The following is a 13317-nucleotide window of genomic DNA, read 5'->3' on the forward strand; positions in this document are numbered from 1 at the left end:
CCCCCGATCCGGACCCCGCAGACGCCGCGGACCCCCTGCGCGTCTGGTTCCGCTTCATCCGTCTGAACCGGCGCGTGACCGCGGCGATGAGCGCGCGGCTGCGCGGCCTCGGCCTGTCGATCCCACAATTCGATGTGCTCTCCACATTGACCGAGCGCGAGGGCCTGACCCAGCAGGATCTCGCGGCCCGGCTCTACGTGACGAAGGGCAACGTCTCCGGCCTGATCGACCGCCTGGTCGAGGCTGGGCTCGTCGAGCGGCGGCCGATCCCCGGCGACCGGCGCTCGCACGCGCTCCACCTCACGCCGGCCGGGGCCGACCTCGCCGCGCAGGGGCTGGCGGCGCAGGCGGCCTATGTCGGGCAGACGCTGGGACGGCTCGGCGATGACGACCTTGCGGCTTTCGAGGCCTTGGTGCTGCGCTGGCGGGCGCTGGCCCGGGCGGAAGCCGAAAACCCTACCGACTGATACGGCTTCCGCTTGATCAAAGCGGAGGCTGTATCAGGCAAGCCCGCGCGGCGCCTGAGCGAAGCCTAAATCCGCCATCCCGAAGGGATCAACCGGATTTGGTATGACTGGGCCGGGCTCGGCGGATCAGGGTGCGTAGGCGCGCGCGGTGCCCGGGATCACGACCGAGGTCGGCACGTGCAGCGACGCCGGCCCTTCGTCGCGCCGCTCCGGCTCGGCCGCCTTCTGCGCGGCCCGGACGCGCACGGCATCCCACGGGCCGACGATCTCGAAGGCGAGCCCTGGGCGGCCGGGGTCGCCGCCGGCCTTCGGGCCGAGCTCCGCCCGAGCGCTGACGCTGCGCGCCGGCAGCGAGATCTGCCCGCGCAGGATGCCCGTGAGGCTCGCGGTCTTCAAAGTGCCCTCGCCGATCTCGCCGATGCCGTCGGCGAAGCGCAGGGCGATCGCGGCGCGCTCGAACGGCGTGCGGCCGTTGCGGCGGGCGAGCGCTCCGGGCGCGATCGCCCCGTTGCGGTGCAGGACGTCGACGAGGTCGATCCCGGCCAGCACGCCGCCGTCGATGGTGAAGCCCGCCCGCCCGGCGACGTGCGCCGCGAGGTCCGCGGTGTCGCGCCCGCTGCTCTCCAGGGTGAACTGGCCTTGCGTGCCGCCGAGCACCCAGCGCGCCTCCCCGAGGTCGAGGAGGAGCGATCCGAGGTCGAGCCGGTCGAACGCGCCCTGCGCTTTCACCTCGGTCTCGCCGCCGTCTGCGCCGGCGGCCGAGAGGGCGACCCGGCCCTTCAGGGTCGCGCCCTGCAGCCCGGCGCGGTTGAGCGCGACCTCGATCGAGCCCGGCCGCACCAGCACGCTCGCGGCGAGGTCGCTGAGGAGGACCGGGCCGATTCGGCTCTCGGCGGCCGAGATGCGCAGGTCGAGGTCGCCGCCGGTGAGCGGCGCCAGGGCCACCGGCCGGGCCGGCTCCGCGGTGCCGTCATCCGCCGGAGCGGTGCCGAAGACCTGCATCAGCCCGCCAAGCAGGGGCGCGAGGTTGAGGCTGTCGGCGGCGAGCGTTGCCTGGACCGCGGTGCGGGCCTCGCCGAAGCTCATCGAGCCCGCGCCTTCGAGCACGTCGTCGCCGAGGGTTGCGCGCAGGCTCGAGAACGACAGGGTCCGGCCGGCGGTCTCGAAGCGGCCGTCGAGCACGAGGGTCCGGATGAAGGGCGCCAGCGCCACGTCGCCGCCGATCCAGGCCATCGTCTCGGACAACGAGCGCGTCTCGACCCGTCCCCGCCCCTGCATCGCGAAGCCGCCCGCGGTGGTGGCGGTGCCGTCGGCCGACAGGCTCCCCGTGGGCCACGCGGCGTTCAGGGCGAAGGGCGACGCGGCTCCGGCCAGGAGGTCGCCCGCGCGCAGGCCGACGACCGCCACGCTGGTGCGCGCGCCGCGCCAGGTCAGGGTCGCGGCCGCGTCGAGGCTGGCGCTCCAGATCGGCCAGGCGAGGGTCAGGTCGACCGCCTGCGCGCCGGCTCCCGGATTCGCGGAATCGAGGGTGGTGCCACTCAAGGTGATCCGGCGCGGATGGTTGGTGCCGCCTTGGGCTAGGCGCGCGCCGATGCGGCGGGCGGGCTCGGCCCAGCGCGGGTCGTCGGCGCCGTCGGGCATGTGGATGGTAGCGCCGCCCAGCGCGACCGAGCCGAGGTCGGCCTGGCCCGAGAGCAGGGCGAGCGGATTGAGGTCGAGGTCGAGGCTGCCGCCCTCGATCAGGGCAGGTCCGCCGGCCTGCGCCCCGGTGATCCGGGTGCGGGTGAAGCTCAGGCGCGGAAGCGGGAGTAGCGTCATCGTCGTCGCGCCCTCCGCGGTGAGCGCGAGGCCGAACTCGCGCAGGCCGCGGCTGACGAAAGCCGCCGCCGTCGGGGTGCCGACCGGCCAGGGCAGGGTCGCCAAGCCCGCCACGAGGGCGGCCATCGACGCGAGGCCGACGGCGATGAGGGGGCGGCGCGGCGACATTGCACTCCGGGCGGGCACGTCGCGGGAGCGCCGAGGAGCGGCGTAGGCGCGACGGGGGACGACGAACGCGTCCGCGATGTCTCAGGCTCCCCCCAGCCGTCATGCATCGGACCGTTCGGGTGATTCCCTTAAAGCCTTCGATCGGCTTTGTCTGCCCGCGGCGCCCGGCCGTCCCCGCCGCCTTCGAACGCATGCCGGCGCTTTGATTCCCGGCACCGGGCGCCTTTACCGGCGCGTCGGAATCGGAGACAGCTTTCGCGGAAACGATTGTCGGCGCCATCGCGCGCGGGCCTTGATAGGGTTCAACGTCCATGAAGAAGGTCTATGCGGATCCGACGACGGCGCTCGCGGGGCTGCTGAAGAACGACATGATGGTGATGTGCGGCGGCTTCGGCCTCTGCGGCATCCCCGACGAACTGATCGAGGCTGTGCGCGAATCGGGCGTGAAGGGCCTGACCATCGTCTCGAACAACGCCGGCATCGACGGCGTTGGTCTCGGCAAGCTGCTCGACACGCGGCAGGTCTCCAAGATGATCTCGTCCTATGTCGGCGAGAACAAGGAGTTCGCCCGGCAGTATCTCGGCGGCGAACTCGAGATCGAGTTCAACCCGCAGGGGACGCTCGCCGAGCGCATCCGCGCGGGCGGAGCCGGCATCCCGGCCTTCTTCACCAAGACCGGCGTCGGCACCAAGGTCGCCGAGGGCAAGGAGGTGCGTGAGTTCGACGGCGAGCACTTCGTGATGGAGCGCGGCCTGTTCGCGGACCTCGCGCTCATCCACGCCCACACCGGCGACACCGAGGGCAACCTCCGCTACCGGAAGACCGCCCGGAACTTCAACCCGATGATGGCCACCGCCGCGACCATGACGGTGGCGCAGGTCGAGCACCTGGTGAAGCCCGGCGAGATCGACGCCGACGACATCCACACGCCCGGCATCTTCGTGAAGCGCATCATCCACGTGCCGGGACGCGAGAAGCGGATCGAGCAGCGCACGGTGCGCAAGCGCGCCGAAGCCGCGCCCGCGGCGGCCGGCGGCGGCCAGATCTGATCAGGCAAGAGGGAACACGAAAATGGCCTGGACCCGCGAACAGATGGCGGCACGTGCCGCGAAGGAGCTGGAGGACGGCTTCTACGTCAACCTCGGGATCGGCATCCCGACCCTGGTTTCCAACTACATCCCCGACGGGATGTCGGTTCAGCTCCAGTCGGAGAACGGCATGCTCGGCATGGGCCCGTTCCCGCTCGAAGGCGAGGAGGACGCCGACCTGATCAACGCCGGCAAGCAGACGATCACGGCGCTGCCGACGACGAGCTACTTCTCCTCGTCCGATTCTTTCGGGATGATCCGCGGCGGGCACATCAACCTGTCGATCCTCGGCGCCATGCAGGTGGCCGGGAACGGCGACCTCGCCAACTGGATGATCCCCGGCAAGATGGTGAAGGGCATGGGCGGCGCCATGGACCTCGTGGCCGGCGTCAAGCGCGTCGTCGTCGTCATGGAGCACGTGGCGAAGAACAAGGACGGCACCGAGAGCCCCAAGCTGCTCAAGGAATGCGACCTGCCGCTCACCGGCACGCACGTGGTCGACCTCGTCATCACCGATCTCGGCGTGTTCACGATCGACAAGCACGGCGATGGCGGGATGCGGCTGATCGAGCTCGCGGACGGCGTCACCGAGGACGAGATCCGCGGCAAGACCGAGGCGGCCTACACGGTAGGGCTCGCCTGAGGTTCTACGACGTGGCTCGGCCGCCCCGCCGGGCGCCGAGCCACGTCGCGGCGCCGACCGCGAGGCCGACCGCGGCGATCAGGAGCGTCGAGGCGGCGTTGATCTCCGGGTTCACCCCGAGGCGGACCTGGCTGTAGAGCCGCATCGGCAGGGTGGTCGCGCCCGGCCCGGAGACGAAGCTCGCGACCACGAGGTCGTCGAGCGACAGGGTGAAGGCCAGCAGGAACCCGGCGGCGATGCCGGGGGCCAGGAGCGGCAGCGTCACCGTCGCGAAGACCCGGAACGGCCCGGCCCCGAGGTCGGCCGCGGCCTCCTCCAGGTCGCGGTCGAGCCCGCGCAGGCGCGCGGCGACGACCACCGCGACGAAGCCGGTGCCCAGCGTCGCGTGGGCGACGACGATCGCCCCCATCCCGCGGTCGAGCCCGATTCCGACGAAGAGCAGCAGCAGCGACAGGCCGGTGATCACCTCCGGCATCACCATCGGCGCGTTGACGAGGCCGGTGAACAGCGTCCGCCCGCTGAAGCGGCCGTGGCGGGCGAGCGCGAGGGCGGCGAGCGTGCCGAGCGCGGTGGCGATTGCGGCCGACAGGGTCGCGACCCGCAGCGACATCCAGGCGGATTCGAGCAACGGCCCGTCGGCCAGCAGCACGCCGTACCACCGGGTCGAGAACCCGCCCCACACCGTGACCAGCGCCGACGCGTTGAACGAGTAGGCGACGAGCACCAGGATCGGCGCGTAGAGGAAGCCGAACCCTGAGATCAGCACGGCACGGATCAGGACGGATCGGGTCAGCACGCTCATGGCGCGCCCTCTCTGCCCGGGATCTCTCTGCCCGAGCCGTCGCCGCTCGCGGCCTCGGCGGCGGCGTCGCGGAACAGCACCACCGGGCCGACCACGAGGACGACCAGCAGGATCGCCACCGCCGAGGCGAGCGGCCAATCGCGGTTGGAGAAGAACTCGCTCCACAGCACGCGCCCGAGCATCAGCGTCTCGGAGCCGCCGAGCAGGTCTGGGATCACGAACTCGCCGACCATGGGGATGAAGCAGAGCGCTGCGCCGGCCAGCAGGCCGGGGAGCGCGAGGGGCAGCGTCACGGTCCGGAACACCCGGGCCGGCGAGGCGCCGAGGTCGGCCGCCGCCTCGCGCAGAGCCGGATCGAGGCGGCTCAGCACGGCGTAGAGCGGCAGCACCATGAACGGCAGGTAGGCGTAGACGAGGCCGATGAGCACTGCGACGGGGGTATTCAGGATTTCTAGCGGCTGTCCGATCAGCCCCAGGCGCATCAGCCCGAGGTTGAGCAGGCCTTCCGGCTTCAGGATCGCGATCCAGGCGTAGACCCGGATCAGGAAGCTCGTCCAGAACGGCACCACGACGAGGGCGACGAGCAGCGGCTGACGCCCCGCCGGGCTCCGGGCGATGGCGTAGGCGAGCGGGGTGGCGATGCCCGCCAGGATGATCGTCGCCGCCAGCGCGTAGGCCACCGAGGCCAGGGCCGCGTCGCGATAGAGCGCGTCGGTGGCAAGCGTGACGTAGTTCTCGACGTTCAAGGCCTGGAGAAAGTCCGACCAATCCCCCGCCCCGCCCCGCCAGTCGAGCACCGGCAGGTATGGCGGCATCGCGGTGGCCGGCTCCGACAGGCTGATCTTCAAGGTGATGACGAACGGCACCAGGAAGAACGCGCCGAGCCAGAGCCAGACCGGCAGGCGAAGCAGGGCCTGTAGGCTTCGCGCGCGCGACAGGGGGATCATTTCGAGAACCTCACCCGAACCACAATCTCCGGGGCGACGACGTTCATACATTGCACATGCGAAGCCGCCACGCGTTCCCTCCCCACGCAAAGAAGGGAGGAAGAGGCGCGTCGTGGTCGCGACACGCCAAAACGACCCCGCGCGAACAAAAGTCCGCCGGCGGCATGGCCCGACCCTCACGAAACAGGAGACGCGGGACGCCGCGGAACCCTGTGATGATGCGCAAGGAACCGGTTCCCCGGCGTCCCGCGGTGCCGGGCCCGGAACGCGGGCGTCGGCGCCGATTTGGCGTCGCGGCTTGGTCGATCGTAGCCACACAACGCGGGGCAGGAGGCGTAAAACCTCGAACGCCTGTCACGCTTCCGCGTCCGCGTGAGCGGTCGGTCGCGCCTAAGCCTTCCCGCGCGAGCACGAGCCCAGCCCCGCATTGCGGGTCCGGTCACTCCGGGCCACGGCACGCGGGTGAACCCGCCGCTCTGTGTCCCTGCCCCACGATGCCCGCGCCGCCGGCTGACCGACCGACGACCCGGGAGCCGCCACGCTGCCGACCGCCCCGTCGATCACCGGGCCGGCTCCTGACGGCGGCACCGGGACGAAACGCAGCCCCGGCGCCGTGCAGCGCGTAATGGGGTTATAGGCAGGTCTTAGGAATATTGTCAAGACCGTTCCGAGCCCGCCCCGATTTGGGCCGTTCCTGCATGCGATGATGAGCGGCCGTCTGTTGGGTCAAGCAAGGACGGGGCGGTTTTGTCGGATGTCTCGGACTTGTGCGTCGAGCCGAGGTCGTCGTCCCTTCATCCAGCCAGTCGTCGCTTGGTGTGCACAGGGGCCTTCTTCTCGTCCCGGCCGACGATGTCGAGGGCGAGACGGCGCAGGAGGGCGAGGTCCCGAGCCGTCGTGGACAAGTCCTGCACTGCGCGCATCGACCCCCGATTGGCTTCCACCAGGCGTCGACGCACCACCCTCACCGCAGCGAGGGCTGGAAAAGCCATGTGCGATCGCTCTGCCCGCTTCAGGGGGAAGGCGGGTCGTCGTCGGAGATAGGCCTGACGACGATCGTAGGGATCGCCGGTCCTCTCATGCCGGCAGGATCGTCGCGGCGTCGGGGGCGAAGCGGATCGCGACCGCTTCGCCCACGGCCGGTGCCCCCTCGCCCGGCGCGGCGGTCGCGCGCAGGAGGGTGCCGTCGGCGAGGCGGAGGACGCGGCGGATGCGGTCGCCGAGAAAGGTCTCCTCGATCAGCGTCGCGGGCGCGCCCTCCCCGCCGAGGCGCAGATCTTCGGGGCGCAGATCTTTCGGGCGCAGATCTTTCGGGCGCAGATCTTTCGGGCGCAGATCTTCGGGGCGGACTGCCAGGACGACCGCGGCGCCGGCCGCGAGCGGCGCCTCGGGTGCGCGCCCGAGCCAGGTCCCGAATGCGGTCTCGACGGCGCGGTGCGGCCCGGGCGCGTCCGCCCCGAGGCGGCCGGGGATGAGGTTCACGTCGCCGAGCAGGCCCGCGACGAAGCGCGTGGCCGGCCGGCGGTAGAGGTCGGCGGGGCGCCCCACCTGAACGAGCCGTCCGCGATCCATCACGCCGACGCGGTCGGCAAGGGTCATCGCCTCGGCGGGGTCGTGGGTGACGACGACGAAGGCGGTGCCGAGCCGGCGCTGCAGGGCGCGCAGCTCCCCTTGCGTCTCCTCGCGCAAGCTCCGGTCGAGGGCCGCCATCGGCTCGTCGAGGAGCAGCACCCGCGGCTCGCGGGCGAGGGCGCGAGCGAGCGCCACCCGCTGGCGCTGGCCGCCCGAGAGCGTCGCCGGGGCGCGGTCGGCATAGCCGTCGAGGCGCATGAGGCGAAGCAGCGCCGCGACCCGCTCGGCTGTCGCCGCGCGGCCGTGGGCGAGGCCCTTCAGCCCGTAGGCGACGTTGCGCCCGACGCTCATGTGCGGGAACAGCGCATAGGACTGGAACATCATGTTCACCGGCCGGCGATGGGCCGGCAGCGCGACGAGGTCCTCGTCCCCGAGGCGGATCGCGCCCGAATCCGGAGCCTCGAAGCCGGCGACGAGGCGGAGCAACGTGCTCTTGCCGCAGCCCGAGGGGCCGAGCAGGCAGAAGAACTCGGACGCCGCCAGGTCGAGGGACACGGCGTCGACCGCGATCGCGCTTCCGAACCGCTTGGTCAGGTTCTCCAGTCGCAGCAGCGGCGCGGACAAGGCCTCAGCTGTCCTCGCGCAGGGCCTCGGCGACCCGGGCCTCCAGCAGGTCAGGCCGGCGGATCACCAGGGCGCCGCGGGTGCGGTCGACGAGGCCTTCGGCGGCCATCACCGTGAACTCGCGGGTCACCTGCTCGCGGCGGCAGCCGATGCGGGCTGCGAGCACGTGGTGGTAGGGCGGCGGCGTCACCACCCGCTCGTCGCCCCCGCCCGCCCGCGGCACCGAGAGCCGCAGCAGCTCGGCGTAGAGCCGGTGGCGCAGGTCGAGCAGCGCGTGCTCCATCAGGCGGGTGTTCAGCTCGCGCACGCGCTTGGTCAGGAGACGGAACAGCCGGTCGGCGATGGGCTCGGAGGCGAACACCATCTGGCGGAACACCGAGGCCGGGACGACGCAGAGCTCGCCGCGGGTGAGCGCCGTGACGTTGGCCGAGCGGCCGACGCCGTCCAGCGCCGACAGCTCGCCGAAGAACGCGCCGCCGCGCATCTCGCCCAGGATCACTTCCTTGCCGGATTGCGTGCGGTTGAGGATCCGGACCTCGCCGGTGGCCAGGAAGTACACGTCGGTAGACACGTCGTCGAAGTCGACCAACACCTCGTTCTCGTCGAAGCGGCGCCAGTGGCAGCGCGTCTCGAAGGGCGCGAGCTCGATGCCCGGCTCCTTGAAGAACGGAATGGTGGAGAGCCGCGCCATCGAAAACCGGTCCCTTCGCGATGCGCCGGGACCGTCGCGCCGCGGACCGTCTAGAAGTCCGCGCAGCCGACCCGGAGCGTCGCGTCGTCGAATGTGTTGCAATATCGTGACGACCGGGTCGTCACCGGTCAAGCCGACGGCGGCCGATGAGGGTGGATGGTGCCGCCCGAGACGGCACGAGGCCGTGATTTCCTGACCCTGCCGGATGACTTTAGGTATAAAGCCCGCATTCGGCCTGCGAGGGTGCCCGGAACCCGGAATGCAGCGTCAGCCGCCCCCCGACCCGATGCCTCCAGCCTTTCCCTCCGAACGATCCGCGCCGGACCTCGTCTCGACGCCGGGCGGCCCCTTCCGCGCGACGCTCGGCGCCGCGTTCTCCCTGTCGGGACGTGGGCTCCACACCGGGCGCCGCGCCACCGTCCGCGTCGGCCCTGCGCCGCCCGGCCACGGCGTCGTCTTCCGCCGAACGCTGCGCGACGGCCGCACGGTCGACGTGCCGGCCTCGTGGTCGCTGCGCGAGCGCCAGCCGCTGTGCACCGCGTTGCGGTCCCCGGAGGGACCGCTGATCCGCACCGTCGAGCACCTGCTCGCCGCGCTCTCGGCCGAGGGCGTCGACGAGGCGCTCGTCGAGATCGACGCCGAGGAGCTGCCGATCTTCGACGGCAGCGCCGTGCCCTGGTGCCGCGCGATCCGTGCCGCAGGGCGGATCGAGAACGGCGCGCCGCGCCGGACGATCCGGGTGCTGCGCACGGTCCAGGTGGAGGATGGCCGGCGCACCTTGCGGATCGAGCCGCATGACGGGCTCCACGTCTCAGCCCACCTCGCGCTGGCGCATTTCGGCCCGCTCGACTGGTCCGGGACGATCACGCCGGACGTGTTCCTGTCCGAGATCGCGCCGGCGCGGAGCTTCGGCCGCTATTGGCGCGCCATGCTCGGGCGCGCCTACGGCTTCGTCACGCGAAAACCCTTCCTGCAGGGCTGCGGCGTCCGCTCGGCGGCGATGATCGTGCGCGGGCGCATCCTCGGCGGGATGCGGGTGGCCGACGAGCCTGTCCGCCACCGCGTCCTCGACCTCGTCGGCGACCTCGCGCTCGCCGGTCACCCGATCCGCGGGCGGCTGATCGCGGCCCATACCGGGCACGAGCTCAACCACGCCCTGGTGGCCCGGCTGATGGCCGAGCCCGACGCCTGGGAGCTGGTCTGAGCGTTCGCTGCCCTCCGGCGCTTGCCACGGGGCGCCGGCCTCGCCAGAACGCCCCATGCTCCGCGTCAACGACCTCACCCTCCGCATCGGCGAGCGCCTGATCCTCGACGGCGCGAGCTTCTCCATCCCAGACCGCTCCCGCGTCGGCCTCGTCGGCCGCAACGGCGCCGGCAAGACCACGCTGTTCAAGGCGATCCTCGGCGAGTGGCCGGTGGATGCGAGCGCGGTCTCGATGCCCAGGGGCATGCGCATCGGCGCGGTGGCGCAGGAGGCGCCGGCCGGCCCCGAGACCCTGCACGCCGTCGTCCTCGCCGCCGACACCGAGCGGGCGCGGCTGATGGCCGAGGCGGAAGGCGCCGACGGCCTGCGCCGCGCCGAGATCGAGACGCGGCTCGTGGACATCGGCGCGCATTCGGCGCCGGCCCGCGCGGCGGCGATCCTGCACGGCCTCGGGTTCGACGCGGCCGCGCAGGGGCGCCCGTGCTCGGACTTCTCCGGCGGCTGGCGGATGCGCGTGGCTTTGGCCGCGGTGCTGTTCTCCGAGCCCGACCTGCTGCTGCTCGACGAGCCGACCAACTACCTCGACATCGAGGGCACGATCTGGCTCTACGACTACCTCGAGCGCTATCCGCGCACCGCGATCATCATCTCCCACGATCGCGACCTGCTCGATGAGAGCGTCGACCACATCCTCCATCTCGACCGCGGCAAGCTGACGATCTACCGCGGCGGCTACACCTCCTTCGCCAAGCAGCTCTCCGAGAAGCGCATGCTGCAGGCCAAGGCCAAGGTGAAGCAGGATGCCGAGCGGGCGCACCTGCAGAGCTTCATCGACCGGTTCAAGGCCAAGGCGACCAAGGCGCGCCAGGCCCAGTCGCGCGTGAAGAAGCTCGCCAAGATGGTGCCGATCGCCGGGCTGATCGAGGACGACGTGCCGGTCATCCACCTGCCGAGCCCGGAGAAGCCGCTCTCGCCGCCGATCGTCGCGATGGAGCGGGTCGCCGCCGGCTACCCCGACCGCATCGTGCTCTCCGGGCTGAACCTCAGCCTCGCCCCGGACGACCGCGTCGCGCTGCTCGGGGCCAACGGCAACGGCAAGTCGACCTTCTGCAAGCTGATCGGCGGCCGGCTCGATGCCCTGTCGGGCGAGCTTCGCCGCTCCTCGAAGATGAAGGTCGCCTACTTCGCGCAGCACCAGCTCGACGAGCTGCGCCCGGCCGAGAACGCGGTGGCGCACCTGCGCACGCTGATGCCGGACGCGCCCGAGGCGCGGGTGCGCGCCGCCACCGCCCGGCTCGGGTTTCCCGCCAACAAGGCGGACACGCCGGTGTCGCAGCTCTCGGGCGGCGAGAAGGCCCGCCTGCTGATGGGGCTCGCGGCCTTCGAGGGGCCGCACCTGCTGATCCTCGACGAGCCGACCAACCACCTCGACATCGAGAGCCGGCAGGCGTTGGTCGAGGCGATCAACGACTACGAGGGCGCCGTCATCCTGGTCAGCCACGACCGCTTCCTGGTCGAGGCCTGCGCCGACCGCCTCTGGCTCGTCGCCGACGGCTCGGTCAAGGCCTTCGACGGCGACATGGACGACTATCGCCGCCTGGTGCTCGCCGGCCCCGAGCGCGACACCGCCCGCGACGAGGACGCGTCCGGCGGCAAGCAGGCCGAGGCCCGCCGCTCGGCGGTCGAGCGCCGCGCCGCCCTCGCGCCGTTGCGCAAGCGCCTCGAAGGCCTCGAGGCGCGCATGGAGAAACTCACCGCCGCCATCGCCAAGATCGACGCGGCGCTCGGCGACGGCACCGCCTTCCTCCAGAACGCCGCCAAGGCCGGCGAGATCGCGAAGATGCGGGCGGATGCCGTGGCCGCGCTCGGGGTCACCGAGGAGGAGTGGCTGACGGTGAGTGGGGAGATCGAGGCGGCGTGAGACACCACCGCGCTAGAATTCGGCTCGGCCCGCGATCGATCTCGTTCCCGCCGAGGCGCTTTCAGCCTGCGTACAGGTGCGGGCGGCGATGGAACCGCGACGCTCCGAGACACGAACCATCGCCATCCGGGAGCGCGTCGGCGATCGAGGATTGATGATGGCCGACACGGTCCAGCGCGATGCCACCCGGCCGACGACGATCGCAGCCCGGTCACCCGATACCATCGTCGCCATCCCCGTGCGCAACGAGGCCGAGCGCATCGGCTTCTGCCTCGACGCGCTCGACGCTCAGGAAGGCCTCGCACCGGGCCGCCTCGGCCTGGTGCTGTTCCTCAACAACTGCACCGACGACACCGCCCGGATCGTGGCCGCGCGCGTGCCGGCCCTGTCCATGCCGGTCCGGGTGATCGAGGCGGAGTTCGCCGGCGCCCATGCCGGCTGGGCCCGGCGCAAGGCAATGGACGCGGCCGCCGAGTGGCTGGCCGAGGCCGGCACCATCCTCTCCACCGACGCCGACAGTCGCGTGCCGCCGGACTGGGTCTTCGCCAACCTGCGCGCGCTGGCGGTCGGCGCCGACGCGGTCGCGGGCCGCGTCGAGCTGATCCCCGAGGAGGCGGCCCTGCTGCCGCCCTCGCTCCCCGCCCGCGGGCGGCTGGAAGACGCCTACAGCGCGCTGCTGACCGAGGCCGAGGCGCGGATCGACCCCGATCCGAACGACCCCTGGCCGTGCCATCGCACCACCATCGGCGCGACGCTCGCGGTCAGCCGCGACGCCTACCTCCGGGTCGGCGGCATGCCGGAGATCGCGCTCGGCGAGGACGGCGCCTTCGTCGCCCGCCTTCTCGCCCATGGGTTCCGCGTTCGCCACGACCCGGCTGTGATGGTGTTCATCTCCGCCCGCCTCACCGGCCGGGCGCCGGGCGGGGTCGCCGACACCATCCGCTCCCGCTGCGAGGATCCGGGCGCGCTCTGCGACGCGCGCCTCGAGCCGGTGCCGAGGGCGCTGCACCGCTACCTCTGGCGCCGGCGGCTCCGTCGCCTTCACGCCTCCGGCCGCCTCGGCACCTCGACGGCCTGGGCGCACCGCCTCGGCATCCAATCTCACGAGGCGGCGCGGATCGCCGCCCTGCCCCTCGTCGGGCAGGTCGTGGAGGAGGCCGAGCGGGCGAGCCCGAAGCTTCGTCACGCCCCGCTGAGCGTGCCGCAGCTGCCGGGTCAGATCAGGCTCGCGAAGGCGGTGCTGCCGCTCGTGCGGGCGTTCGCCTCGGTTCGGGATCGCTGGAAGGGGTTTGCCGCGGCCGCCACGCCGTCGCCGACGCCGTCGGTCACGCGGGCCATGCCTTGACCGGATCGGGAGCGGCTCCCCTCTCGT

The 13317-nt window shown here is 72.0% G+C and carries 11 protein-coding genes and 2 pseudogenes; 7 read left to right on the forward strand and 6 right to left on the reverse strand.

Annotated features, from left to right (window positions below; all coding sequences use genetic code 11):
- Positions 1-35: 35 nt before the first annotated feature.
- Positions 36-467, forward strand: a complete 432-nt coding sequence (locus FV229_RS12135) for a MarR family transcriptional regulator (protein ID WP_147752246.1) — start codon at positions 36-38, stop codon at positions 465-467.
- Between the two features lie 126 nt (positions 468-593).
- On the opposite strand, the gene FV229_RS12140 is transcribed toward FV229_RS12135, so the two are convergent.
- Positions 594-2453 carry an AsmA family protein gene (locus tag FV229_RS12140; RefSeq protein ID WP_147752223.1) on the reverse strand — a complete coding sequence of 620 codons (1860 nt, stop codon included), beginning with the start codon at positions 2451-2453 and terminating at the stop codon, positions 594-596.
- A gap of 311 nt (positions 2454-2764) precedes the next feature.
- Here FV229_RS12140 and FV229_RS12145 point away from each other — a divergent pair, with 311 nt between their 5' ends.
- The gene (locus FV229_RS12145; RefSeq protein WP_147752224.1) at positions 2765-3502 is read left to right on the forward strand and encodes a CoA transferase subunit A; all 738 of its coding nucleotides are present in this window, start codon (positions 2765-2767) and stop codon (positions 3500-3502) included.
- A gap of 22 nt (positions 3503-3524) precedes the next feature.
- Complete coding sequence (locus FV229_RS12150; RefSeq protein WP_147752225.1) at positions 3525-4184, forward strand: 3-oxoacid CoA-transferase subunit B; 660 nt, start codon at positions 3525-3527, stop codon at positions 4182-4184.
- Positions 4185-4188: 4 nt separating this feature from the next.
- Here the strand turns inward: FV229_RS12150 and FV229_RS12155 are convergent, their stop codons facing one another.
- The 3 genes from FV229_RS12155 to FV229_RS28565 all read right to left on the reverse strand — a co-directional run bounded on the left by FV229_RS12155 (position 4189) and on the right by FV229_RS28565 (position 7289).
- A complete protein-coding gene (locus FV229_RS12155) occupies positions 4189-4986 on the reverse strand; it encodes an ABC transporter permease subunit (RefSeq protein WP_147752226.1) in 798 nt (265 codons plus the stop codon).
- Positions 4983-5933, reverse strand: coding sequence for an ABC transporter permease subunit (locus FV229_RS12160; protein ID WP_246688160.1), 951 nt, complete (start codon positions 5931-5933; stop codon positions 4983-4985). Before FV229_RS12160 ends, FV229_RS12155 begins: the two co-directional genes overlap by 4 nt.
- A gap of 1077 nt (positions 5934-7010) precedes the next feature.
- Positions 7011-7289 (reverse strand): TOBE domain-containing protein, encoded by a 279-nt coding sequence (locus FV229_RS28565; protein WP_246688163.1) that lies wholly within the window; start codon positions 7287-7289, stop codon positions 7011-7013.
- Between FV229_RS28565 and FV229_RS28570 the strand changes: the two are divergent.
- Positions 7238-7408 (forward strand): annotated as a pseudogene (locus FV229_RS28570) (hypothetical protein); the annotation flags it as partial. The gene FV229_RS28565 and the pseudogene FV229_RS28570 overlap by 52 nt on opposite strands.
- A gap of 241 nt (positions 7409-7649) precedes the next feature.
- On the opposite strand, the pseudogene FV229_RS28575 reads toward FV229_RS28570, so the two are convergent.
- A pseudogene (locus FV229_RS28575) lies at positions 7650-8060 on the reverse strand (ATP-binding cassette domain-containing protein); the annotation flags it as partial.
- Positions 8061-8133: 73 nt separating this feature from the next.
- Entirely contained in the window at positions 8134-8820 is a 687-nt protein-coding gene (locus FV229_RS12170) for a Crp/Fnr family transcriptional regulator (protein ID WP_147752229.1), read from the reverse strand.
- Between the two features lie 259 nt (positions 8821-9079).
- Between FV229_RS12170 and FV229_RS12175 the strand changes: the two genes are divergently transcribed.
- The 3 genes from FV229_RS12175 (at position 9080) to FV229_RS12185 (ending at position 13290) form a co-directional block, all read left to right on the forward strand.
- Positions 9080-10024 carry a UDP-3-O-acyl-N-acetylglucosamine deacetylase gene (locus tag FV229_RS12175; RefSeq protein WP_246688161.1) on the forward strand — a complete coding sequence of 315 codons (945 nt, stop codon included), beginning with the start codon at positions 9080-9082 and terminating at the stop codon, positions 10022-10024.
- A gap of 55 nt (positions 10025-10079) precedes the next feature.
- Positions 10080-11945: an ABC-F family ATP-binding cassette domain-containing protein gene (locus FV229_RS12180; protein ID WP_147752230.1), complete on the forward strand. Its 1866-nt coding sequence runs from the start codon at positions 10080-10082 to the stop codon at positions 11943-11945.
- A 157-nt stretch (positions 11946-12102) separates the two neighbouring features.
- The gene (locus FV229_RS12185; protein ID WP_147752248.1) at positions 12103-13290 is read left to right on the forward strand and encodes a glycosyltransferase; all 1188 of its coding nucleotides are present in this window, start codon (positions 12103-12105) and stop codon (positions 13288-13290) included.
- Positions 13291-13317 lie beyond the last annotated feature (27 nt).

It is taken from the genome of Methylobacterium sp. WL120 (assembly GCF_008039465.1).
GTDB lineage: Bacteria > Pseudomonadota > Alphaproteobacteria > Rhizobiales > Beijerinckiaceae > Methylobacterium > Methylobacterium cerastii.